This window comes from Pseudomonas sp. GW821-FHT04D07, assembly GCF_059420225.1.
The window spans coordinates 477777-499747 of the sequence record NZ_JBWKTH010000002.1 but is presented as its reverse complement, the minus strand read 5'-3'; the positions used below and the strand labels follow the sequence as shown (position 1 = coordinate 499747).

The window sequence follows — 21971 nt, the reverse complement described above, 5'->3', positions numbered from 1 at the left end:
GCCTGAGCCGGGGCGAACGCGCGCTACTTGCCCAGTATTGCCAGATGCATGTCCTGCAGCGGCAGGACACGTTTGACCGCCCCCAGTTTTATCGCTTCCTTGGGCATGCCGAAGACCACGCAACTGGCCTCGTCCTGGGCCACGGTCGCGGCGCCCGCGTCAGACATTTCCTTGAGACCACGAGCACCATCGTCGCCCATCCCGGTCATGATAATACCGGTGGCGTTCTTCCCGGCGAATTTGGCCACCGAGCGAAAAAGCACATCCACCGACGGCCGATGGCGATTGACCAGCGGACCGTCCGCCACCTGCACATGGTAATAGGCGCCGTTGCGCACCAGCATCATGTGTTTGCCGCCCGGGGCGATTAGCGCCAGGCCCGGCAGCACCCGATCATTGTGTTGCGCCTCGCGGACTTCAATCTGCGCCAGCCCGTTGAGACGCTGGGCAAAGGAGGCGGTGAACTTCTCCGGCATATGCTGAACGATGACAATCCCCGGGCAGACTCTCGGCAACACGGTGAGCAGCGCCTCCAGGGCCTGGGTTCCCCCCGTGGAAGTACCGATGGCGACAATCCGTTCGGTGGTCTGGGCCATCGCGTGGCTGCCAGCCGCCGACAACATCGCATCGGCATTCAGCTTGCTGGCAACCTCAAGACGTGGAGCGGCGACACGTTGGCTGAGATTCCTGACATTGGCCCCGGCCGCACCACGAACGGCACCCAGCAGATGCGCGGCGGACTCCAACAGGAAATGCTTAACGCCGCCCTGCGGCTTGGTGATGATATCCACCGCTCCGGCCGCGAGCGCCTGCAAGGTGGTCTCGGCGCCGCGTTCGGTCAGCGAGGAGCAGATAAGCACCGGGGTGGGACGCTCGGCCATGATCTTTTTCAGGAAGGTGATGCCGTCCATGCGTGGCATTTCCACGTCCAGCACAATCACATCCGGCCAGGCCTTGGCCATTTTATCCATGGCGAAGATCGGGTCGGCGGCGACCGTCACGTCGATATCCGGGGCCTGGTCGAGAATCGCCATCAGTACCTGCCGGACCACGGCGGAGTCATCGACCAGCAGAACGCTTATTCTTTTCATGACTGCCTTCCAGCGTTTTCAAAGAGAGATGCCGGACCCAGACGTCACCGCTCCAGGTATCGAAGACCAGGTTGCGATGCCCGGTGCCCCCCAGGTCCATGGCACAAGGCGACCATTGCAGACGCGCCGCGATGGCCGTGACCGCCGCGCGGTTCAAACCGGCGATATCAGCGGTGGGATAATCACGCGATTGTTCGGGAAACATCTCACCGCCGCCGAACAACTTCAGCTGATACTCGCTGGCCTCGCTCTGATGGCCATGAATATTCTGTATCAGCCACTCGAAGGCTTCATCGACATAACTGCCGTCCAGGGTCACGCCGCGCTGTCGACGGTTGGGCAGCAGGCAATGGGATATCCCGCCCAGCTTGCGCAGCGGATGCCAGACAATCATCGAAACACAGGAGCCCAACAGGGTATGGATACGGGCGGGACTGTTGCGAAAGCACAGGCTCCCGGGAGCCAGGTAGATTTCCTCGACGTCCATGGCGATGGCGACCTTCATGGCTTTTGATAGATGGAGGGGGCCACCAGCTTGAACGCGTCACTGACGCCGTGCAGGCTTTCCGAGTGGCTGATGATGAAATAACCGCCACGCCGGAGAAACGGCAGGAGGCGGTTGACCACTTTGCGCTTGGTCTCCTGATCGAAGTAGATCATCACATTGCGCAGGAAAATGACCTCGAACTCCCCCAGTTGCGGCAGGCTGTCGTTCAGATTGACCTGTATGAAGCTGACCCGCTGGCGCAGGGCCTTGTCGATCAGGAAAGTCCCGGCCTGCTGGCCGATGCCCTTGAGGCAATAGCGGCTCAGCAACGCCGGCGGCAGGTTGCTCGCCCGCTCCATCGGGTAGTGCCCGCTGCGGGCCTTGGTCAGCACCTGGGTGCTGATATCCGAACCGATCACCTCCCAGGGCGTACTGCCCAGACCCTCGGCCAGGGTCATGGCCAGGCTGTAAGGCTCTTCGCCCGACGAACTGGCCGCGCTCCAGACCCGGAAAGTTTTCCCCGGCGCGGCGCGAGGCAACACCTGTTGACGCAGAAAATCGAAGTGCTTGGGTTCGCGGAAGAAGTACGTCTCGTTGGTGGTCAACAGGTCGAGGGCCACCTGCAGTTCACCCTTGTTCTCCTTGCCCATGATCAGTTTGAAATAGGCACCGTAGCTCTCCAGCTCGTGGTGTTTGAGGCGTTTGAACAAACGTCCTGCGACCAGGGCCTTTTTCGCGGGCGACAAGCTGATGCCCGCCACACCGTAGAGCCAGGCCTGAAACTGGGTAAATTCGCGATCCTCGAGCGTAATGCCGTTCACCCTGCGCCTCCCTCTTCGCCACTCACTGCACCTGCTGTGGGTGGCTGTCACCGACCTCCGCCAATTGCGACATCTCGTCCACGGACAACACCCGATCAACTTGCAGGACAATGACGAACTTACCCTCGACCTTGGCCATGCCGCTGATGAAATCAGCGCGAATGCGCGCACCGAAGCTCGGCGGTGGTGCCATCTCGGCCGCCGGTATTTCCAGCACCTCGGACACCGTGTCGACCAGCAAGCCGATATCCTGGGCCTGGCGGTCGTCGCTGCTGGCTTCGATGATCACCACGCAGCTGCGCCGGGTCACGGTGGAACGCTGTTGTCCGAAACGCGCCCCCAGGTCCACCACCGGCACCACGGCACCGCGCAGGTTGATCACGCCACGGACAAAGGCGGGCATCATCGGTACAGGTGTAACGTGGCCGTACTCGATGATTTCCTTGATCCCCAGGATACCAATGGCGAACATCTCGCCGGCCAGCAAGAACGTCAGGTACTGCGCCTCCTGCGCCGGCAGCACCGCGGTCGCCTGTCGGGTAGTGGTTAATGCGCCCATGTTGCTCTCCTGCATGAAAAGGGCCCGCGTCCGGGCGTCGCTCAGAACCGGGTGAACTCGCTTTCGTCGGGGCCGGCGGCCTGGGCGAAGCTCTTGTGCGAGGCCGGTTGCATGGCCCGCACCACGGCTCGCGGCGTACCGACCGCCGAGCGCGATTTGCCTTGCGCCACGATCACCGGCGCGCTGACCGCCTCCAGCGTGAAAAAGCTCATTGCCTGCTGCAACTGTTCGGCCTGGCTGCTCATTTCTTCGGCGGTAGCGGCCAACTCCTCGCTGCTCGAAGCGTTTTGCTGGGTGACCTGGTTGAGCTGGTTCATCGCGGTATTGATCTGCGCCACGCCAGCCGCCTGTTCTTCGGAGGCCGCGGTGATCTCCTGGACCAGGTCGGAGGTCTTGTTGATCGAAGGGACCATCTCGTCCAGCAAGTGCCCGGCCCGTTCGGCCATTTCGACGCTGCTGGTGGACAGCTCGCCGATTTCCTGCGCGGCCACCTGGCTGCGCTCGGCCAGTTTGCGCACTTCCGCCGCCACCACCGCGAAGCCCTTGCCATGCTCACCGGCGCGCGCCGCTTCAATGGCCGCGTTCAAGGCCAGCAGATTGGTCTGGTAGGCAATGTCGTCGATGATGCTGATGCGCTGGGCAATCTTCTTCATGGCCTGGACGGTCTGTTGCACCGAGTCGCCGCCATCGGTGGCTTCCTTGGCCGCCTTGCTTGCCATGCCATCGGTGATCTTGGCGTTCTCAGTGTTCTGGTTGATGCTGGCGCTCATCTGCTCGACGGAGGCACTGGTCTCTTCGACACTGGCCGCCTGCTCGCTGGTGGCCTGGCTCATGGACTGGGCCGTGGCGCTGACTTCCTCGGACGCGCTGGCCAGGTTGTCGGCGGCGGTGCGTACTTCACCGATAATCTGCGAGAGCTTGCCGACCATGGCCTGCATGGCCGTGAGCACCTGACCGGTCTCGTCCTTGGAGCCCGCTGCAATGGTGACCGCCAGATTGCCCTCGGCCAACTGGCCGGCAACCCCGGCCGCAGTTTTCAGCGGGTTGGCAATGATCCGCGAAATGAACAACGCCAGGGCAATCCCCACGAGCAGGGCCACGATCACCGAGGCCATGATCGACAGCCGTCCATTGGTGTAGATCTCGTTACCCCGTTGATTGGCGGCCGTCGCGCCGGTGTCGTTGAGTTCGATTATTTTCAGCAGATCGGTGGCGATCACTTCAAAGGTTCGCTTCGAATCGCCTCTGAGAACCGCCATGGCTTGCTCCCGTCCGCCCTCCTGCCGGGACTCGGCGAACATTTTCTTGCTGCTCGCCAGGTAGCTCTCCCAGTCGTTCTTGAACGTATCGAACAGCGCTTGTTCCGCAGGGCCGGAGATCAGGCCTTCCTTTTCATAACGGACAATACGGGTGTCGACATCCTTGCGGGCATCGGCAGCCTCCTGTTCATACTGAGCCTGTTCCGTCGGACCTTCGGCCAGCAGATAGCGGATCTCCTTGATCCGGTAGTTGGCGACAAAAAACCGAATGCCCGAGGACAGGCGCACGGAGGGCAACCAGTTCTCGCGCATGTCAGTGGCCGTCTGGTTGACCTGACGCAGTTGAATGACGGCAAACGCCCCCATCGCCGCCATCAGTGCCAACACCACCAGAAACGAAGCGATGATCTTGGTTGCTATCCTCAAATCGTAGAACCATTTCATTGAAGAGCCCCTCCATGTACGGTGTGGTTGGCTGAGTTGCCAGGTTTGCTATCGGTCAAGGAATAAACTGCGGCCTGGCGGGTTTCACGCTGGACCAGTTCGCCCAGCAGCGCAGGAACATCGAGAATCAGTGCCACCTCGCCGCTGCCCAGGATGGTTGAGCCACTGATACCGCGCAGTGCGTTGAACAGCTTGCCAAGGGGTTTGATGACGGTCTGGAATTCCCCCAGCAGGTCATCGACTACCAGTCCGGCCTTTTGCTCGGCACAACGCACCACCACCACGTTCTCGCGGCGAACGCTGTGCCCCGCATGACCGAAGTGGTCGCGTAGGCGCACCAGCGGCAGGACTTCACCGCGCAGGTCCAGGTAGTTGTTTCCCGACAGATCCTGACGCTGCCCGGCACTCAACTCGATGCATTCCTGGACCATTTCCAGCGGCACCACGTAGTGGATCTGGCCGATGCCAACGAGGAATCCGTTGATGATCGCCAGGGTCAACGGCAGGCGGATACGGATGATCGTGCCTTGCCCGGGTTGGCTATCCAGATCGACGGTACCGCGCAACAGCGTGATGTTGCGCTTGACCACGTCCATGCCCACGCCGCGTCCGGACAGATTGGTCACCGCCTCGGCGGTGGAAAAACCCGGCTCGAAAATCAGGTTGTAGATTTCCTGGTCCGTCAGGTTCGACGCCGCGGCGACCAGGCCGCGCTCGACAGCTTTTTGCAGGATCCGATCACGATTGAGACCGGCACCATCGTCGGCAATCTCCAGCACGATGCTGCCCGAATCGTGAAAGGCGTTGAGCTGCAGCCGGCCCTTGGCGGGCTTGCCGGCGGCCTGGCGTACCGATGGGGATTCAATGCCGTGATCCATTGCATTGCGCAACAGGTGCATCAGCGGGTCGCCGATTTTCTCCACCACGGTCTTGTCCAGCTCGGTGTCGGCACCGCTGATCAGCAGTTCGATGTCCTTGCCCAGCTCCTGGCTGACATCCCGCACCACCCGGCGGAAGCGGTTGAATGTATCGCCGATGGGGATCATCCGCAGGTGCAGCGCGCCGTCGAGGATCTCCTCCACCAGCCCCGACACCACCGAAGTGGACTCCTGCAACGGGCCGCTCGGGCTACTACGCGCCAACAGGTTGGCCCCGGCGCTGGCGATGACCAGCTCGCCGACCAGGTTGATCAGCTCGTCCAGCTTGTCGGCATTGACCCGGACAAACCGCGCTTCGACAGCCGTAGCCTGGGGCTGCTCACGCTGCCGGCCCTGTTTTTCCAGGGCCGACTGCACCACGGCCGCTTCGACCACGCGCTGTTCAATCAGGATTTCGCCCAGTGGCATGGCTGGCGCGCCGGCCGACTCGGCATGCTCGCGCTGGGCGCGCAAGCCATCCTCCAGCTCCTGGGCCGTCAGCGCACCACATCGGGTGAGGATCTCCCCCAGTCGCGCCGGCTCTTCGGGCAGCGCGGCGATGACTCGCAGGTATTCTTCCAGGCGACTGTAGGGCGCCAGGATATGAATCTGGCAGTCGTCGCGCACAAAATCGAAAGCTTCAGCAATGGTTTCACGACTGGCATCCGAGTCCAGGTCGATCTCGAACCCCAGGTGGCAGCTCTCGGCATCGAACCGCTCCAGGGCGGGCAGGGTGTCGGCGAGGGTGACCACATGGATGATCTCGCCCAGGGTGTTCAGGTAACGAAGAAAGGACAGCGGGTCCATGCCATTGCGAAACACATCGGCACCGAACCGCAGGGAGATGTGCCAATAGCCGGAGCCGACCGAGTCCTGGCCAGGTACCGGCTGGGCCACCGGGATCTCGAGCAAGGCCGGCACGACAGACGTCGCCCGCACGGCCTGGTAGTTCTGCAATCCTTGCCGCAGCGCCGCCTCACGCTCCAGGGCGATGTCGCTCAACGCCTCGCCGGCACCGGCGACGACGTCAACCAGCTCCAGCATATGGTCGGCGCTTCTGAGCAGCAGGGCGATCAACGGCGCATCGACCTGGATGGCGCCCTCGCGCAAGCGATCGAGCACGTCTTCGACGATATGGGTAAAACCGACGATGGGACTCAAGCCGAACAGTCCGGCAGCCCCCTTGATGGTGTGCGCCGCGCGGAAGATTGCACCGATGGCGTCGCTGTCATCGGGTTCGGACTCCAACTGCAGTAACGACGATTCCATGTCCTGGAGCAGCTCGCGCGCTTCCACGATAAAGGTCTGCTGCGCCTGGTCGAGATTGATGGTCACGATAGAGTCCCTTTTATCGCCCCGGGGTCAGAGAACCACGGGAAGCTGTCAACGCTGGATCAAGGCTGACCCAGCGTACCGCCCAGGTCACACAATTCGAACACCTCAAGCACCGCCGGGCTGTGCCCGCTCAGTTGTAGCGCAACGCCTGTGCGCAAGGTTTCGCGCTTGGCGAGCATCAACAGTTGCAGGCCCGCGCCGTCGATTTCAGTGACCTGCGAGAGGTCAATGTCCAGCGGGCTGGCCAGCGTCAGGAACGGCGCCAGTTCGGCATACAGCTGCGCGGCGGTGTAGATGGTCATCTCACCTTCGATACCCAGGTGGGGGGTCGAAGTGTTTGCTTGGCAAATGATCGGCATGCTCGAGTCTCCCTGTTTGCCCGGTCTGATGGTGTCCGGGCTCAGGGCAGGATCAGCTTGGACACGGCCGCGAGCATCTGTGCCGGCTGGAACGGCTTGACCACCCAGGCCCGTGCCCCCGCGGCCTGCCCCTCCTGCTTCTTGCTTTCCTGGGACTCGGTAGTGAGCATGATGATCGGGGTGAATTTGTAGCTGGGCAGCTTTTTCACTTCCTTGACGAAGGTGATGCCATCCATGTTCGGCATGTTCACGTCACTGATGATCAGGTGAACTTTCTGCCCGGTGAGCTTGCCCAGCGCGTCCTTGCCGTCGCTGGCTTCGATCACGTCGTAACCGGCGCTTTTGAGCGCGATGCTGACCACCTGACGGACACTGCTCGAATCGTCGACCACCATTACGTTTTTTGCCATGACCGGCTCCTAAAAGAAGGTGATTTCCTGGATCTTAGCGGGCTGATTGACGTTGACCTTACCCGTGTGGTGATTACGCCGCTGCTCGTCGGTGGCGTAGGTCAACTCCATTTCCGCCAGCCAGGCGGGCGCGTCGACCAGCACCGTGGCGCCCGGCACCTGGGCCTCGCGCAGGTGACGGAGCAGGGCCTCCATGTTGTTGCGCACCTGCGCGAGGATCTGGCTGACCCGATCCTGGAATTGCAGGTTGATCAACACCTCGGTGACCTCGTCGCGAATCCCCAGGCCTTCGCGTTGCAGCAGGGCCGATGATTCCGAGAGCTGACCGGTGATGCTCTTGAAACGCTCAAGTACCCCCTGGATGCTGGCTTCCGAGTCAGCCACCGAATCCTTGTCATGATCGGTACTGCTGGCCGCGGCCTCGACCAACTGGTTAATGGCGCCGTTGATGATGTCGACCTTGGCGGACATCTTCTGCCCGGTTTCGCTGGATTGGCTGGAGAGGGTCCGTACCGCGTCGGCGACCACCGCAAAGCCGCGTCCCGCCTCACCGGCACGGGCGGCCTCGATGGCGGCGTTGAGCGCCAGCAGGTTGGTCTGTTGGGCGATGGCCGCCACTTCGCCGGCCATGGCCCGTAGCTCGCCGGTATAACCGGTGAGGTTGCGCACCTGTACCAGCATCTCGTCACGGCTTTGCTGAATGGTCTTGAGCGACTCGATCACATGCAGCAACTCGGCATCACTCTTGGCCAATACTTCCAGCGCCCCCCCCTGGTTCTGGTGGGCCAGATCGCCCGCCGTGGCCTGGGAGGCATCGACGGTCTGTCGCAAGCGCTCGGAAATGGCGCTGAAACGGCTGGTCAGTTCAATGATGGCAGTCTCGGTTTCAGTCCGAGAGCTTTCGATTTGCCGGGACCAGATAGGGATCGCTTCCAGGCAGACGGCCTCCAGACCACCGGTTGGGGCGCTATCGGTGGTGGTCTGCGCGGCCTCGGCGTCACTCAGGATCCGGGCTGACAATTGCCGATAGTGACGCTGGTTCAGGAGTCCGACGAGAGCACCCACCACCAACAAACCCGCCGACCAGGCCAGGTTGGCAGGGCGCCAGTCGCTCAACAGCAACACGCACACACCACTGGCGGCGGGAACAAAAGGTATCCAGAAGAAAGCACCAGCCTGGGGGGCGGGCGGTAAACCCTGCAGGTTGCTGGATGACGACATAGGATCCTCCCTGAATCAGTTGGACAAAGCTCCACTGCACAACAAGGCTATCCGCCAAAACCCCAGCCTGCTTGAGCATGGCGCGGGGCCAGTCGTCGGATAGTGGTAAACCGTTCAATGAGCGGGTGCGGCACAATGCCATCTATGGGCACAGACTCATGAGTGTAGACGGGCTTGCTGAATACAGAAGGGCGAGTTTGCTTTTAAATCGTAGGGGGTGGACGCGCACCGACGCCACCTCGAAGCTGGCGATTCCTCACGACCCTCAGCCATTCCGAATGGAAGTGGATATCTCTACTACATTTCATGTGGCACAGCCTCGCCAACGTCGCAGATGTACGAACGCAATACATGATGAAATGGGAGAGCCGTAATGGAATACCTGGCCAACTTATTACGCTCCGACGGATTCATGCCCCATGGGCACTGCTACTTGTGGATACCTGAACTGCTGTGGACGAATGTTATTTCGGACACCCTGATTGCTTTTGCCTATATGACAATCCCGATCACCCTGGTCTACTTTATCCGGAAAAGGCGTGATATCCCGTTTGACTGGATGTTTGCTGCCTTTGGGATATTTATCCTCGCGTGTGGCAGCACCCACGTGATGGAAATATGGACCATCTGGCATCCCAGTTACTGGCTATCGGCCCTGATCAAGGCCATTACCGCTGTCGCCTCCTGCGTCACCGCCATACTCCTGATCAAATTGATCCCCGCCGCACTGCTTATTCCCAGTCCGCAACAGCTGGCTAAAGTGAATGACGAATTGAGAAAGACGCAGTCCAAACTGGTCTCTACAGCGCGTCAGGCCGGGATGGCCGAAATCGCCACCAATGTGCTGCACAACGTCGGCAATGTGCTCAACAGTGTGAACATATCGGCGGAACTGGTCAGCAGCCGGGTGCGCGGTTCCAAAGCCCAGGGGCTGGGCAAGGTGGCTCATCTGATGAACGAGCACGTCGACGACTTGAGCGAATTTCTGACCGGCGACCAGAAAGGCAAGATGCTACCCGACTATCTGCTCAAGCTGGCAGAGGCCATAACGGCAGAGCGCGAGGCAATTATCGACGAGCTGGATCAGCTCACCAAAGGCATCAACCATATCAAGGGTATCGTCGCGGCCCAACAGGCCTACGCCGGAGCGTCCAGTGTGCTCGAGCCGGTACAGCTAAAGGATCTGTTTGAGGAAGCAGTGAAGATGAGCGCCTCGCAGCATGAGGTGATAGTGCTGAAGGAGGTGGCCGACGTGCCCGTATTGTCGCTGGACAAGCGCCGGGTGCTGGAAATCCTGATCAACCTTATTACTAACGCCAAACACGCGCAGAGTGGAGTGCCTGGCCGGCAACAGCCGATCATCTTGCGCGTGAATTGGGAACAAGGACAAAGCGTGCAGATCCAGGTCGTGGACAACGGCGAGGGGATTGCACCAGAAAACCTGATACGTATCTTTTCCCATGGTTTCACCACTCGCAAGGACGGCCACGGCTTTGGTCTGCATAGCTGCGTGATAGCTGCGCGTGAGATGGGCGGTAGTTTGACCGTGCATAGCGAGGGGGTGGGTAAGGGGGCGACCTTTACGCTTGAAATCCCAATCAAAATAACCGAAGAAGAGGCGCGTTTATAAGCGCAGGCCACGAGCGGGTAAAGGCCGGTGGCCAAAGCAAAAAACCCCGGCTTTGAGACCGGGGTTTTCCTTTAGAAGGCGAGATTAGCCAGCCCGCTTGTCACACTGAATGTTCTCAGTGACCGCTACATTAGAAGTCCAGGTTCGACACCGCCAATGCATTGCTCTCGATAAAGTCACGACGTGGCTCTACCGCATCACCCATCAGCGTGTTGAAGATCTGGTCCGCGCCGACGGCGTCTTCGATCGTCACTTTCAGCATCCGGCGAACCGCTGGGTCCATGGTGGTTTCCCACAACTGGTCCGGGTTCATCTCACCCAGCCCTTTGTAGCGCTGGATGGTGTGGCGCTTGGTGCTTTCGGCCATCAGCCAGTCCAGGGCTTCCTTGAACTCGGTCACGGCTTTCTTGCGTTCGCCACGCTGAATGTAGGCGCCTTCGTCGAGCAAGGTGCTCAACTGCGCGCCCAAGGTGACCACGGTCTTGTAGTCGTTGCTGCCGAAGAAGTCGCGGTTGAAGGTGACGTAGTTGGACAGGCCGTGAGAGATCAGTTCGACCTCCGGCAGCCAGACGTTACGTTCACGGTCTTCGCGCAGGCTGGCTTTGTAGACCAGGCCGGACTTCTCGTTCAGACGCAGGCGGACTTCATACTTGGCCAGCCACTCCTGCATCGCCACATGATCGCCCAACTGTTCCAGGCTCACCGCTGGCAGGTAGATGAAGTGCTCGGTCAGCTCCTGCGGGTACAGGCGTGACAGGCGCTTGAGGGTCTTCATCACCATGCGGAAGTCATACACCAGACGTTCCAGCGCCTCACCGGAAATACCCGGGGCGTCTTCGTTCAGGTGCAGGCTCGCATCTTCCAGGGCCGACTGCGTCATGTATTCTTCCATGGCATCGTCGTCTTTGATGTATTGCTCTTGCTTGCCTTTCTTGACCTTGTACAACGGCGGCTGAGCGATATAGATGTAGCCGCGCTCGATCAGCTCCGGCAACTGACGGAAGAAGAAAGTCAGCAGCAGGGTACGGATGTGCGAACCGTCGACGTCAGCATCGGTCATGATGATGATGTTGTGGTAACGCAGCTTCTCGATGTTGTACTCGTCGCGGCCGATACCGCAACCCAACGCGGTGATCAGCGTGCCGACTTCCTGGGACGAGATCATCTTGTCGAAACGGGCTTTTTCCACGTTGAGGATCTTGCCTTTCAACGGCAGGATCGCCTGGGTACGACGGTTACGACCCTGCTTGGCGGAACCGCCAGCAGAGTCACCTTCCACCAGGTACAGTTCGGAAAGAGCAGGGTCTTTTTCCTGGCAGTCCGCCAGTTTGCCCGGCAGGCCAGCGATATCCAGCGCGCCTTTACGACGGGTCATCTCACGGGCTTTACGCGCCGCTTCACGGGCACGGGCGGCGTCGATCATCTTGCCGACCACCAGCTTGGCTTCGTTCGGGTTTTCCAGCAGGAAGTCCGAGAAGTACTTGCCCATTTCCTGTTCGACAGCGGTCTTCACTTCGGAAGAGACCAGCTTGTCCTTGGTCTGAGAGCTGAACTTCGGATCCGGCACCTTGACCGAAATGATCGCGGTCAGGCCTTCACGGGCATCGTCACCGGTGGTGGCGACCTTGTGCTTCTTCGCCAGGCCTTCCGCTTCGATGTAGGTGTTCAGGTTACGTGTCAGTGCCGAACGGAAACCCACCAGGTGAGTACCGCCATCGCGCTGCGGAATGTTGTTGGTGAAGCACAACAGGTTCTCGTTGAAGCTGTCGTTCCACTGCAGGGCGATTTCCACGCCGATGCCGTCTTCACGCTGGACGTTGAAGTGGAACACCTGGTTGACCGGAGTCTTGTTGGTGTTCAGGTATTCAACGAACGCCCGCAGGCCACCTTCGTACTTGAACAGCTCTTCCTTGCCGCTGCGCTCATCCTTGAGGACGATGCCGACACCGGAGTTGAGGAAGGACAGTTCACGAATCCGCTTGGCCAGGATGTCCCAGCTGAAGTGGATGTTCTTGAAGGTGTCGGCGGAGGCCTTGAAGTGAATTTCGGTACCGGTGGTTTCGCTGTCGCCGACGATTCTCATCGGTTCCTGTGGCACACCGTGGACGTAGGTCTGTTCCCAGATCTTGCCGCTGCGACGCACGGTCAGCACTAGCAATTCGGACAGGGCATTCACCACCGACACACCCACACCGTGCAAACCGCCGGAGACTTTATAGGAGTTGTCGTCGAACTTACCGCCGGCGTGCAGCACGGTCATGATGACCTCGGCCGCGGAAACGCCTTCTTCTTTATGCACGTCTACCGGAATACCGCGACCGTTGTCGCGCACGGAGATGGACTCATCCGGGTGGATGATGATGCTGATTTCGTCGCAATGACCGGCGAGCGCTTCGTCGATGGAGTTGTCGACCACCTCGAACACCATGTGGTGCAGACCGCTGCCATCATCGGTGTCGCCAATGTACATACCGGGACGTTTGCGTACGGCATCCAAACCTTTCAGCACCTTGATGCTGGTCGAGTCGTACGTATTTTCTTCGCTCATGCCTTCACTCCCGATGGTCGTGGGTCTGGGTGATACAGCCTTGTTCCACGTGGAACAAAGCGACTGGCGTTTCCGTCTGCCAGCCTTCCCTCAATAATTCGTGGTCTACACAGGTGATAAACACCTGGCAGCGTAAGTCTTCCAGCAAGCGACAGAGTGCGCGACGGTGTTGCTCGTCCAACTCGGACGGCAGGTCATCCACCAGATAAATACACTGACCGCGCCGGGCCTGGCTGACCAGGTGTCCCTGAGCAATGCGCAAGGCACAGACCACCAGTTTCTGCTGACCCCGGGACAAGATGTCCGCGGCATTGTGTGCGCCCAATCGAAGACGCAAATCAGCTCGCTGTGGTCCGGCTTGGGTGTGGCCCATTTGCTGGTCCCGGTGCAGGGAAGAGGCGAGCACGGCGCTCAATTCCTTCTCTTTATCCCAACCACGGTAATAGCTCAGCGTTAAGCCCTCGAGTTCGACTAACTCGCTCAAGGTTTGCTCAAAGACTGGTTTCAAGACTTTGATGTAAGCGCGGCGGTACTCATCGATTTCGGCGCTGGCCAGGCACAGTTCCCGGTCCCAGGCCGCTTGCGAAGCGGCGTCAAGTGTACCATGCCGCAGCCATGAGTTCCGCTGCCGCAGGGCCTTCTGCAAGCGCTGCCAGGTCGACATGAAACGAGGTTCCACGTGGAACACCCCCCAGTCGAGGAACTGGCGGCGGATCTTCGGGGCCCCTTCGAGCAGGCGGAAGCTGTCCGGGTTGATCAGTTGCAGCGGCAGGATTTCCGCCAATTGCGCCGCGCTCTTGGCGTTCTGCCCATCGATGCGGATCTGAAATTCACCCTGGCGGTCCCGCGAGATCCCCAACGCGCTGTGTCCCCCCTCGGCCAACTCCACCTGACCGAACACGGTGCAGGCGAGTTGCTCGTACTGGATCACCGGTAGCAGACGGGTACTGCGAAACGAGCGGGCGAGCCCGAGCAGATGCAGCGCTTCGAGCACGCTGGTTTTTCCGCTGCCGTTGGCGCCGTAAAGGATATTGATACGCGGGGAGGGGGAGAAGGTCACCGGCTGCAGGTTACGCACCGCGGTGACCGAAACACGACTGAGGGACATCTAGCGTTGGCTGGACATGGGCAGGCGCGACACCGTTACAGGCGCATCGGCATGACGACGTAGGCGGAGTCGTCGTTGTCCGACTCCTGCACCAGGGCGCTGCTGTTGGAGTCGGACAGGATCAAACGCACCTGCTCGGTGGTCATCACGCCCAGCACGTCCAGCAGATAGCTGACGTTGAAGCCGATTTCCAGCGAACCGCCGTTGTATTCGACGCCGACTTCTTCTTCCGCTTCTTCCTGCTCAGGGTTGTTGGCCTGGATCTTCAGCTGACCATTGGCCAGCTGCAGACGGATGCCGCGGTACTTCTCGTTGGACAGGATCGCGGTACGGCTGAAGGCTTCGCGCAGTGCCTGGCGATCCCCCAGGACCAGCTTGTCGCCACCTTTGGGCAGAACGCGCTCGTAGTCCGGGAACTTGCCGTCCACCAGCTTGGAGGTGAAGGTGAACTCACCCGTGGTCGCACGAATGTGGTGCTGGCCGAGGACGATGCTCACATTGCCTTCCGGCTCGGTCAGCAGGCGGGCCAATTCCAGGATGCCCTTGCGCGGCACGATCACCTGGTGACGATCCGGCTGACCGATATCGGCCTGCATCGAACACATGGCCAGACGGTGACCGTCGGTGGCCACGGCACGGATAATACCGGCCGAGACTTCCAGCAGCATGCCGTTGAGGTAGTAACGCACGTCCTGCTGGGCCATGGCGAAGCTGGTGCGCTCGATCAAGCGACGCAGTTTGCTCTGGTCGAGCTGACAGGTCAGCGAGCCCGGACCTTCTTCCACGGTTGGGAAATCGTTCGCCGGCAAGGTCGACAGGGTGAAGCGGCTACGGCCAGCCTTCACCACCAGCTTCTGCTCATCAACCTTGATGTCGATCAGGGCGTCATTGGGCAGGCTCTTGCAGATGTCCATCAGCTTGCGGGCCGGGACAGTGATTTCACCCGGTTCCGCCGGCTCTTCGAGTTGGACGCGACCAACCAGTTCGACTTCCAGGTCGGTACCGGTCAGCGACAGTTGCTGGCCTTCGACAACCAGCAACACATTGGAGAGCACCGGCAAGGTCTGGCGGCGCTCGACGACGCCTGCGACCAGTTGCAGGGGTTTCAACAGGGCTTCGCGTTGAATAGTGAAATGCATGGTCTAGTCCCTTGCCTTAATAAGCTGCGCTGGTGTCATCAAGTAGTCAGTGTTCGCAGCAGGTTCTTGTAGTCCTCGCGGATGTCCGCGTCGGATTCCTTAAGTTCGTTGATCTTGCGGCATGCATGCAAGACCGTAGTATGGTCGCGTCCGCCAAAGACATCACCAATTTCAGGCAAGCTGTGGTTGGTGAGTTCCTTGGACAAGGCCATGGCAACCTGGCGTGGACGCGCGACCGAGCGCGAACGGCGCTTGGACAGCAGATCGGAAATCTTGATCTTGTAGTATTCGGCCACCGTGCGCTGAATGTTATCCACAGACACCAGCTTGTCTTGCAGCGCCAGCAGGTCTTTCAGCGATTCGCGGATCAGTTCGATGGTGATATCGCGGCCCATGAAGTGCGAGTGAGCGATCACCCGCTTCAGCGCGCCTTCAAGTTCACGGACGTTGGAACGAATACGTTGGGCAATGAAGAACGCCGCGTCGTGGGGCAGTTCGACTTTTGCCTGGTCGGCCTTCTTCATCAGGATCGCGACCCGGGTTTCCAGCTCCGGCGGCTCGACCGCAACGGTCAGGCCCCAGCCAAAGCGCGATTTCAGGCGCTCTTCCAGGCCCTCGATCTCTTTCGGATAACGGTCGCTGGTCAGGATCACTTGCTGACCACCTTCGAGCAAGGCGTTGAAGGTGTGGAAAAACTCTTCCTGGGAACGTTCCTTGCGGGCGAAGAATTGAATGTCGTCGATCAGCAAGGCGTCCACCGAACGGTAGAAACGCTTGAATTCGTTGATGGCGTTGAGCTGCAAGGCCTTGACCATGTCCGCGACGAAACGCTCCGAATGCAGGTAGACCACCTTGGCGTTCGGGTTCTTCTTCAGCAGGTGGTTACCCACAGCGTGCATCAAGTGAGTCTTACCCAGGCCGACGCCGCCATAAAGGAAGAGTGGGTTGTAGCCATGCTTGGGGTTGTCCGCCACCTGCCAGGCCGCGGCCCGGGCCAGTTGGTTGGACTTGCCCTCGACGAAGTTCTCGAAGGTAAAGGTCCGGTTCAGGTAACTGGTGTGCTTGAGCGCACCTTCCACCTGGACAGTACGCTGTTCGGCACGTACCGGGGCCTGTTGTGAACTGGCGCCGGCCATCGGATCGAAACTGTCACGCGACGGTTCTTCGCTGACCTCGACCACGGTCTTCGGGGTCGGGGCCAGCTTTGCGGACGGGGTCACCATGGCCGGGGCCGGAGCGCTGGCGGCCATGGCCTGGGAAGCCGCGGCGGCCAATGGGGCATTCGGCGCCGCACGAGGCGCGGAACTGCGTTTGCTGCCTATTAATAAGGAAAGCGCTGGTGCCAGACCGTTGCCATGCTCGTTCAACAGTTCGAGCAAACGTCCCAGGTACTTTTCATTCACCCAGTCGAGCACAAAACGGTTCGGTGCATAGACACGCAACTCGTCGCCTTCGGCTTCGACCTGTAGTGGACGGATCCAGGTGTTGAATTGCTGGGCAGGCAGCTCATCACGCAGAAGCTCCACGCACTGCTGCCAAAGTTCCACTGACACGGATATCCCCTAAGTTGAAAGCCGGTGAGGCAAAAACAAGCCGCCATTGTACCGGCAGGCCGAGCACTTATCCACATGTAGGTTGCAGGGACAACCTGAAGAATCAACCGCTTATCGGTGGACAAAGCGACCAATGGTATGTGCATAAGCTCTGTGGATAACCGCCCCTGAGGGCGTTGCACAAGTGGGGGCGAAAGTCTGTGGGTAACCTGCCTGTGGATAACATGGCATTCCACCCACAGCTTATCCGACAGCGCGGCACAGGCGGAGCACCGCTTACCCACCCAGTTGTCATTCTCTGTACAGTACGTGTTTCATGGCCTAAAGCGACTTATCCACAGATAATCGCTTCCTAAGCTTCTATAAGCTTTATAGAAAAGCTTTAAATAATTCCCTTCTTTATTCTTATATCTAGGTCATGGTGGGTGCCAGGCAGATCGGCCCAAATATCTATATGAAGTAAAAGCTGGTTGGAAATTGACCTGCGGGCTTGCTTTCTCTAGAATCCCCGGTCTCTTAAAACGGGGGCCATTCCGGCCCGTTGTGACGAACCAGGTAGCAACGCCATGAAACGTACTTTCCAACCCAGCACTATCAAACGCGCCCGCACCCACGGCTTCCGTGCTCGCATGGCCACCAAAAACGGTCGTGCCGTCCTGTCGCGTCGCCGCGCCAAAGGCCGTGCTCGTCTGGCAGTTTGATAATCCGGCGCGGGTGGTGAGTCAGGACTTCAGTCGGGAAAAGCGTCTGCTTACTCCTCGGCATTTCAAGGCAGTCTTTGACTCCCCTACCGGCAAGGTTCCGGGGAAAAATCTCCTGCTCCTTGCGCGCAACAACGACCTGGATCATCCCCGTCTGGGGCTGGTTATCGGTAAAAAGAGCGTCAAGCTCTCCGTTGAGCGCAATCGCCTGAAACGTCTAATGCGCGAGTCGTTCCGACTGCACCAGGATTCACTGGTCGGCTGGGACATCGTTATCGTCGCGCGCAAAGGTCTGGGCGATATCGAAAACCCTGAATTGATCCAGCATTTCGGCAAACTCTGGAAACGCTTGGCCCGTACGGTGCCAGCGGTACCCGCAGTCAAAACCGAAACTGTGGGGGTAGACAGCCCAGATGCGTAAACTGGCCCTCGTTCCGATCCAGTTTTATCGCTATGCCATCAGTCCCTTGATGGCCAATCACTGTCGTTTCTACCCCAGTTGTTCTTGCTACGCGTATGAAGCCATCGAAACACATGGACTCCTGCGCGGTGGCTGGCTGACCGTTCGTCGCTTAGGTCGCTGTCATCCGTGGAATGCCGGTGGTTATGACCCGGTTCCACCAATCCCTACCTCCCGTTCTTCTTCGATGGCCGAGTAATCATGGATATCAAACGCACGATCCTGATCGTCGCCCTGGCAATCGTGACCTATGTCGGGGTCCTCAAATGGAACCAGGACTACGGTCAGGCTGCCTTGCCGACCCAGAATGTCGCTTCCAGCACCACCGTTCCCGGCTTGCCGGATTCGGTATCTGGCAACAAAGCAAGCGCCAGTGATGACATTCCACGTGCAGCCAATGACACCAGTGCACCTGTTGAAGCACCGGTGGCTGTCAGCAACGACCTCATCCATGTCAAAACGGATGTGCTCGACCTGGCTATCGATCCAAAAGGTGGGGATGTTGCCCAGCTGAAGCTGCCGCTTTATCCACGTCGTCAGGACCATCCGGAAATTCCTTTCCAGTTGTTCGACAACGGTGGCGAGCGTACCTACCTGGCCCAGAGCGGCCTGATCGGTGCCAACGGCCCGGACGCGAGTTCGGCCGGTCGCCCGCTGTACGCTTCGGCACAGAAAAGTTATCAACTGGCTGAGGGTCAGGACCAACTGGTCGTCGACCTGAAATTCAGCGAGAACGGCGTCAATTACATCAAGCGTTTCAGCTTGAAACGCGGCCTGTATGACGTGACCGTGTCGTATCTGATCGACAACACAAGCGCCCAGTCCTGGTCGGGTGCGATGTTCGCCCAGCTGAAACGTGACAACAGCGCCGATCCGTCCTCCAGCACCGCCACCGGTACCGCGACTTACCTGGGCGCCGCCCTGTGGACAAGTTCCGAGCCGTACAAAAAAGTGTCGATGAAAGATATCGACAAGGCCCAACTGAAAGAAACCGTTCAGGGTGGTTGGGTTGCCTGGTTGCAACACTACTTCGTGACTGCCTGGATTCCGGCCAAGGGCGACAGCAATGTCGTGACCACTCGCAAGGACAGCCAGGGCAATTACATCATTGGCTACACCGGTCCTTCGCTGACCCTGGCTCCTGGCCAGAAAACCGAGACCAGCGCCGTTCTGTACGCCGGCCCGAAAAGCCAGGCCGTGCTGAAACAGTTGTCCCCAGGTCTGGAACTGACGGTCGACTACGGCATCCTGTGGTTTATCGCCCAACCGATCTTCTGGTTGCTGCAACATATCCACAGCCTGCTCGGTAACTGGGGCTTCTCGATCATCGTTCTGACCATGCTGATCAAGGGTCTGTTCTTCCCATTGTCGGCGGCCAGCTACAAATCGATGGCGCGCATGCGTGCCGTGGCACCGAAACTGGCGGCACTGAAAGAGCAACATGGCGACGACCGGCAGAAAATGTCGCAAGCCATGATGGAGCTGTACAAGAAAGAGAAGATCAATCCGCTGGGCGGCTGCTTGCCGATCCTGGTGCAGATGCCGGTTTTCCTTTCGCTGTACTGGGTGTTGCTGGAAAGCGTTGAAATGCGCCAGGCACCGTTCATCCTGTGGATTACCGACTTGTCGATCAAGGATCCGTTCTTCATCCTGCCGATCATCATGGGCGCAACCATGTTTATCCAGCAGCGTTTGAACCCGACTCCGCCGGATCCGATGCAGGCCAAGGTGATGAAGCTGATGCCAATCATCTTCACCTTCTTCTTCCTGTGGTTCCCTGCAGGTCTGGTGCTGTACTGGGTTGTTAACAACTGCCTGTCCATCACCCAACAGTGGTACATCACACGTAAGATCGAAGCGGCTACCAAAAAAGCCACTGCGTAACCTACTCTGTGGATAACCACTCAAGACGCCCCCTAGTGGGGCGTTTTGCTATCTGTCATTTTTAGCGTCGAGACCCGCTTCATGAACCTTTCTCGGGAAACCATCGCCGCCGTTGCCACCGCCCAGGGCCGTGGTGGGGTCGGTATCGTTCGAATTTCCGGGCCCCTGGCACACGCCGCGGCGCTGGCCATCAGCGGCCGCGAGTTGAAACCGCGGTATGCCCACTACGGCCCGTTCCTCGACGGCATCGGTGATGTGCTCGACGAAGGCATTGCCTTGTATTTCCCCGGGCCGCACTCCTTCACCGGCGAAGATGTGCTCGAGCTGCAGGGCCATGGCGGCCCGGTGGTTCTCGATATGCTGCTGCAACGTTGCTTGCAACTGGGTTGCCGACTGGCCCGGCCCGGGGAATTCAGCGAGCGGGCGTTTCTCAATGACAAGCTCGACCTGGCCCAGGCCGAGGCGATCGCCGATCTGATCGAAGCCAGTTCCGCACAGGCGGCGCGTAATGCACTGCGTTCGTTGCAAGGCGCATTTTCCCAGCGTGTGCATAACCTCACTGAGCAACTGATCGGCCTGCGGATCTATGTGGAAGCGGCCATCGACTTTCCCGAGGAAGAAATCGACTTCCTTGCCGACGGCCATGTGCTGGCCTTGCTCAACGCGGTGCGTAACGAGTTATCCACAGTGATGCGCGAAGCCGGTCAGGGCGCCTTGTTGCGCGACGGCATGACGGTGGTGATTGCTGGTCGGCCGAATGCCGGCAAGTCCAGCCTGCTCAATGCCTTGGCCGGACGCGAAGCAGCGATCGTCACCGAGATCGCCGGCACCACTCGCGATGTCCTGCGTGAACATATCCACATCGATGGCATGCCCCTGCATGTGGTGGATACCGCCGGTTTGCGCAACACCGACGACCATGTGGAAAAGATCGGCGTGGAACGTGCGCTCAAGGCCATTGGCGAGGCGGACCGGGTGTTGCTGGTGGTGGATGCAACCGCGCCGGAGGCTGTGGATCCTTTTGCCTTGTGGCCGGAATTCCTCGAGCAGCGGCCAGATCCGGCCAAAGTGACCTTGATCCGTAATAAAGCCGACCTGAGTGGCGAGGCCATGGCGATGGAGGTCAGCGAGGATGGCCATGTCACCATCAGCTTGAGCGCCAAGGTCGGCGGGAAGGGGCTGGAGCTGTTGCGCGAGCACCTCAAGGCCTGCATGGGTTATGAACAGACCTCCGAGAGCAGCTTCAGCGCCCGTCGCCGCCATCTGGAAGCCCTGCGGCATGCCAGCGCGGCTCTGGAGCACGGTCACGCGCAGTTGACCCTGGCGGGAGCCGGCGAGCTGCTGGCGGAGGATCTGCGCCATGCTCAGCAGTTCCTGGGCGAGATTACCGGCGCATTCAGCTCGGATGACTTGTTGGGAAGGATCTTTTCCAGCTTCTGCATCGGTAAATAACCTTCCCATGTAGGAGCCAGCTTGCTGGCGATAGCGTCCTCGAGACCGCTAAAACTTCGCTGGCAATCGAGCGTCGACCGGCCGCTCCTACAGGTTTTGTTGTCTTCTAAAGATCGGATACCTCTACGTCAGGTATCGCGGCGCCCTAAGATCGCTATCGCGAGCAAGCTCGCTCCTACATTTCTTTGCCGTCCGGATGATTTCAGATCGTTCTGGCGGCTTTCGGCTGCCTGGGATTTGTCCCAGCAGACGCTTTTCTGTGGATTAAGCCCTGTGAATAACCACGCCTCAGCTCGGTTGATAACAGGGCCTGAAAACTGAGGATGAACCAGCTTGTGGATAACCACCTGTTTAATCCACAGGCTTAGACCGGTTATCCCAAACCCTCCGACCCACATGACCACAGACTTTTGAATCTCTGTACACATTGATAAATAAGGCCTGTAGAACCTTATCCACAGAAAGGGTGCTGACTAAGAATAAACATAAAAACAAAGATTTAATAAATTTCTCTCTTTTAATTTCTATTGTCCGTGATTCATCCACAGCTGGTTAAATTTTGTGCAAAGGGTTCTTTAGGAGGGGGGAAGTCC

Annotated in this window: 19 protein-coding genes; 6 read left to right on the top strand and 13 right to left on the bottom strand. The window is 59.3% G+C overall.

The window, feature by feature from the left end; translation table 11 throughout:
* Positions 1–23 precede the first annotated feature (23 nt).
* The 9 genes from AC07T0_RS05855 to AC07T0_RS05815 are packed head-to-tail and all read right to left on the bottom strand — an operon-like array spanning position 24 to position 8363.
* Positions 24–1091, bottom strand: a complete 1068-nt coding sequence (locus AC07T0_RS05855; protein WP_495000261.1) for a protein-glutamate methylesterase/protein-glutamine glutaminase — start codon at positions 1089–1091, stop codon at positions 24–26.
* Positions 1060–1596 (bottom strand): chemotaxis protein CheD, encoded by a 537-nt coding sequence (locus tag AC07T0_RS05850; protein ID WP_495000260.1) that lies wholly within the window; start codon positions 1594–1596, stop codon positions 1060–1062. Before AC07T0_RS05850 ends, AC07T0_RS05855 begins: the two co-directional genes overlap by 32 nt.
* On the bottom strand, positions 1593–2399 hold the full coding sequence (locus AC07T0_RS05845; RefSeq protein WP_495000259.1) for a CheR family methyltransferase: 807 nt from the start codon (positions 2397–2399) through the stop codon (positions 1593–1595). Before AC07T0_RS05845 ends, AC07T0_RS05850 begins: the two co-directional genes overlap by 4 nt.
* Before the next feature lie 22 nt (positions 2400–2421).
* Positions 2422–2958, bottom strand: coding sequence for a chemotaxis protein CheW (locus tag AC07T0_RS05840; protein ID WP_495000258.1), 537 nt, complete (start codon positions 2956–2958; stop codon positions 2422–2424).
* Positions 2959–2999: 41 nt separating this feature from the next.
* On the bottom strand, positions 3000–4661 hold the full coding sequence (locus AC07T0_RS05835) for a methyl-accepting chemotaxis protein (RefSeq protein ID WP_495000257.1): 1662 nt from the start codon (positions 4659–4661) through the stop codon (positions 3000–3002).
* Positions 4658–6913 (bottom strand): chemotaxis protein CheA, encoded by a 2256-nt coding sequence (locus AC07T0_RS05830; RefSeq protein WP_495000256.1) that lies wholly within the window; start codon positions 6911–6913, stop codon positions 4658–4660. The genes AC07T0_RS05835 and AC07T0_RS05830 overlap by 4 nt, the downstream gene beginning before the upstream one ends.
* A 59-nt stretch (positions 6914–6972) precedes the next feature.
* Positions 6973–7272, bottom strand: coding sequence for an STAS domain-containing protein (locus AC07T0_RS05825; RefSeq protein WP_495000255.1), 300 nt, complete (start codon positions 7270–7272; stop codon positions 6973–6975).
* Positions 7273–7313: 41 nt separating this feature from the next.
* Positions 7314–7682 (bottom strand): response regulator, encoded by a 369-nt coding sequence (locus AC07T0_RS05820; protein WP_495000254.1) that lies wholly within the window; start codon positions 7680–7682, stop codon positions 7314–7316.
* Positions 7683–7691: 9 nt separating this feature from the next.
* Positions 7692–8363: a methyl-accepting chemotaxis protein gene (locus tag AC07T0_RS05815; RefSeq protein ID WP_495000308.1), complete on the bottom strand. Its 672-nt coding sequence runs from the start codon at positions 8361–8363 to the stop codon at positions 7692–7694.
* A 913-nt stretch (positions 8364–9276) separates the two neighbouring features.
* Between AC07T0_RS05815 and AC07T0_RS05810 the strand changes: the two genes are divergently transcribed.
* Positions 9277–10533, top strand: coding sequence for a sensor histidine kinase (locus tag AC07T0_RS05810; protein ID WP_495000253.1), 1257 nt, complete (start codon positions 9277–9279; stop codon positions 10531–10533).
* Positions 10534–10663: 130 nt separating this feature from the next.
* Here the strand turns inward: AC07T0_RS05810 and gyrB are convergent, their stop codons facing one another.
* Genes gyrB through dnaA form a run of 4 tightly spaced genes read right to left on the bottom strand, consistent with a single transcriptional unit; the run spans position 10664 to position 16881 of the window.
* Positions 10664–13081 carry a DNA topoisomerase (ATP-hydrolyzing) subunit B gene (gene gyrB / locus AC07T0_RS05805; RefSeq protein ID WP_495000252.1) on the bottom strand — a complete coding sequence of 806 codons (2418 nt, stop codon included), beginning with the start codon at positions 13079–13081 and terminating at the stop codon, positions 10664–10666.
* A 4-nt stretch (positions 13082–13085) separates the two neighbouring features.
* Positions 13086–14189, bottom strand: coding sequence for a DNA replication/repair protein RecF (gene recF, locus AC07T0_RS05800; RefSeq protein ID WP_100939924.1), 1104 nt, complete (start codon positions 14187–14189; stop codon positions 13086–13088).
* Between the two features lie 35 nt (positions 14190–14224).
* Positions 14225–15328: a DNA polymerase III subunit beta gene (gene dnaN / locus AC07T0_RS05795; protein WP_495000251.1), complete on the bottom strand. Its 1104-nt coding sequence runs from the start codon at positions 15326–15328 to the stop codon at positions 14225–14227.
* A gap of 38 nt (positions 15329–15366) precedes the next feature.
* Positions 15367–16881 carry a chromosomal replication initiator protein DnaA gene (gene dnaA / locus AC07T0_RS05790; RefSeq protein WP_495000250.1) on the bottom strand — a complete coding sequence of 505 codons (1515 nt, stop codon included), beginning with the start codon at positions 16879–16881 and terminating at the stop codon, positions 15367–15369.
* A 566-nt stretch (positions 16882–17447) separates the two neighbouring features.
* Between dnaA and rpmH the strand changes: the two genes are divergently transcribed.
* From rpmH to mnmE, 5 genes are all read left to right on the top strand, one after another.
* Positions 17448–17582, top strand: a complete 135-nt coding sequence (gene rpmH, locus AC07T0_RS05785; RefSeq protein WP_003213577.1) for a 50S ribosomal protein L34 — start codon at positions 17448–17450, stop codon at positions 17580–17582.
* A 13-nt stretch (positions 17583–17595) separates the two neighbouring features.
* A complete protein-coding gene (rnpA, locus tag AC07T0_RS05780; RefSeq protein WP_495000307.1) occupies positions 17596–18003 on the top strand; it encodes a ribonuclease P protein component in 408 nt (135 codons plus the stop codon).
* Complete coding sequence (gene yidD / locus AC07T0_RS05775) at positions 17996–18241, top strand: membrane protein insertion efficiency factor YidD (protein ID WP_100939920.1); 246 nt, start codon at positions 17996–17998, stop codon at positions 18239–18241. Before rnpA ends, yidD begins: the two co-directional genes overlap by 8 nt.
* Before the next feature lie 2 nt (positions 18242–18243).
* Positions 18244–19926, top strand: a complete 1683-nt coding sequence (gene yidC, locus AC07T0_RS05770; protein WP_495000249.1) for a membrane protein insertase YidC — start codon at positions 18244–18246, stop codon at positions 19924–19926.
* Positions 19927–20007: 81 nt separating this feature from the next.
* On the top strand, positions 20008–21378 hold the full coding sequence (gene mnmE / locus AC07T0_RS05765) for a tRNA uridine-5-carboxymethylaminomethyl(34) synthesis GTPase MnmE (protein WP_495000248.1): 1371 nt from the start codon (positions 20008–20010) through the stop codon (positions 21376–21378).
* Positions 21379–21971 lie beyond the last annotated feature (593 nt).

Bases quoted from the DNA above. Each gene is read 5' to 3' on its own strand.
- AC07T0_RS05855 (WP_495000261.1), bottom strand. From the start codon at position 1,091: ATGAAAAGAATAAGCGTTCTGCTGGTCGATGACTCCGCCGTGGTCCGG.
- AC07T0_RS05850 (WP_495000260.1), bottom strand. From the start codon at position 1,596: ATGAAGGTCGCCATCGCCATGGACGTCGAGGAAATCTACCTGGCTCCC.
- AC07T0_RS05840 (WP_495000258.1), bottom strand. From the start codon at position 2,958: ATGGGCGCATTAACCACTACCCGACAGGCGACCGCGGTGCTGCCGGCG.
- AC07T0_RS05835 (WP_495000257.1), bottom strand. From the start codon at position 4,661: ATGAAATGGTTCTACGATTTGAGGATAGCAACCAAGATCATCGCTTCG.
- AC07T0_RS05825 (WP_495000255.1), bottom strand. From the start codon at position 7,272: ATGCCGATCATTTGCCAAGCAAACACTTCGACCCCCCACCTGGGTATC.
- AC07T0_RS05820 (WP_495000254.1), bottom strand. From the start codon at position 7,682: ATGGCAAAAAACGTAATGGTGGTCGACGATTCGAGCAGTGTCCGTCAG.
- AC07T0_RS05815 (WP_495000308.1), bottom strand. From the start codon at position 8,363: ATGCTGGTACAGGTGCGCAACCTCACCGGTTATACCGGCGAGCTACGG.
- AC07T0_RS05810 (WP_495000253.1), top strand. From the start codon at position 9,277: ATGGAATACCTGGCCAACTTATTACGCTCCGACGGATTCATGCCCCAT.
- gyrB (WP_495000252.1), bottom strand. From the start codon at position 13,081: ATGAGCGAAGAAAATACGTACGACTCGACCAGCATCAAGGTGCTGAAA.
- recF (WP_100939924.1), bottom strand. From the start codon at position 14,189: ATGTCCCTCAGTCGTGTTTCGGTCACCGCGGTGCGTAACCTGCAGCCG.
- dnaN (WP_495000251.1), bottom strand. From the start codon at position 15,328: ATGCATTTCACTATTCAACGCGAAGCCCTGTTGAAACCCCTGCAACTG.
- rpmH (WP_003213577.1), top strand. From the start codon at position 17,448: ATGAAACGTACTTTCCAACCCAGCACTATCAAACGCGCCCGCACCCAC.
- yidD (WP_100939920.1), top strand. From the start codon at position 17,996: ATGCGTAAACTGGCCCTCGTTCCGATCCAGTTTTATCGCTATGCCATC.
- yidC (WP_495000249.1), top strand. From the start codon at position 18,244: ATGGATATCAAACGCACGATCCTGATCGTCGCCCTGGCAATCGTGACC.
- mnmE (WP_495000248.1), top strand. From the start codon at position 20,008: ATGAACCTTTCTCGGGAAACCATCGCCGCCGTTGCCACCGCCCAGGGC.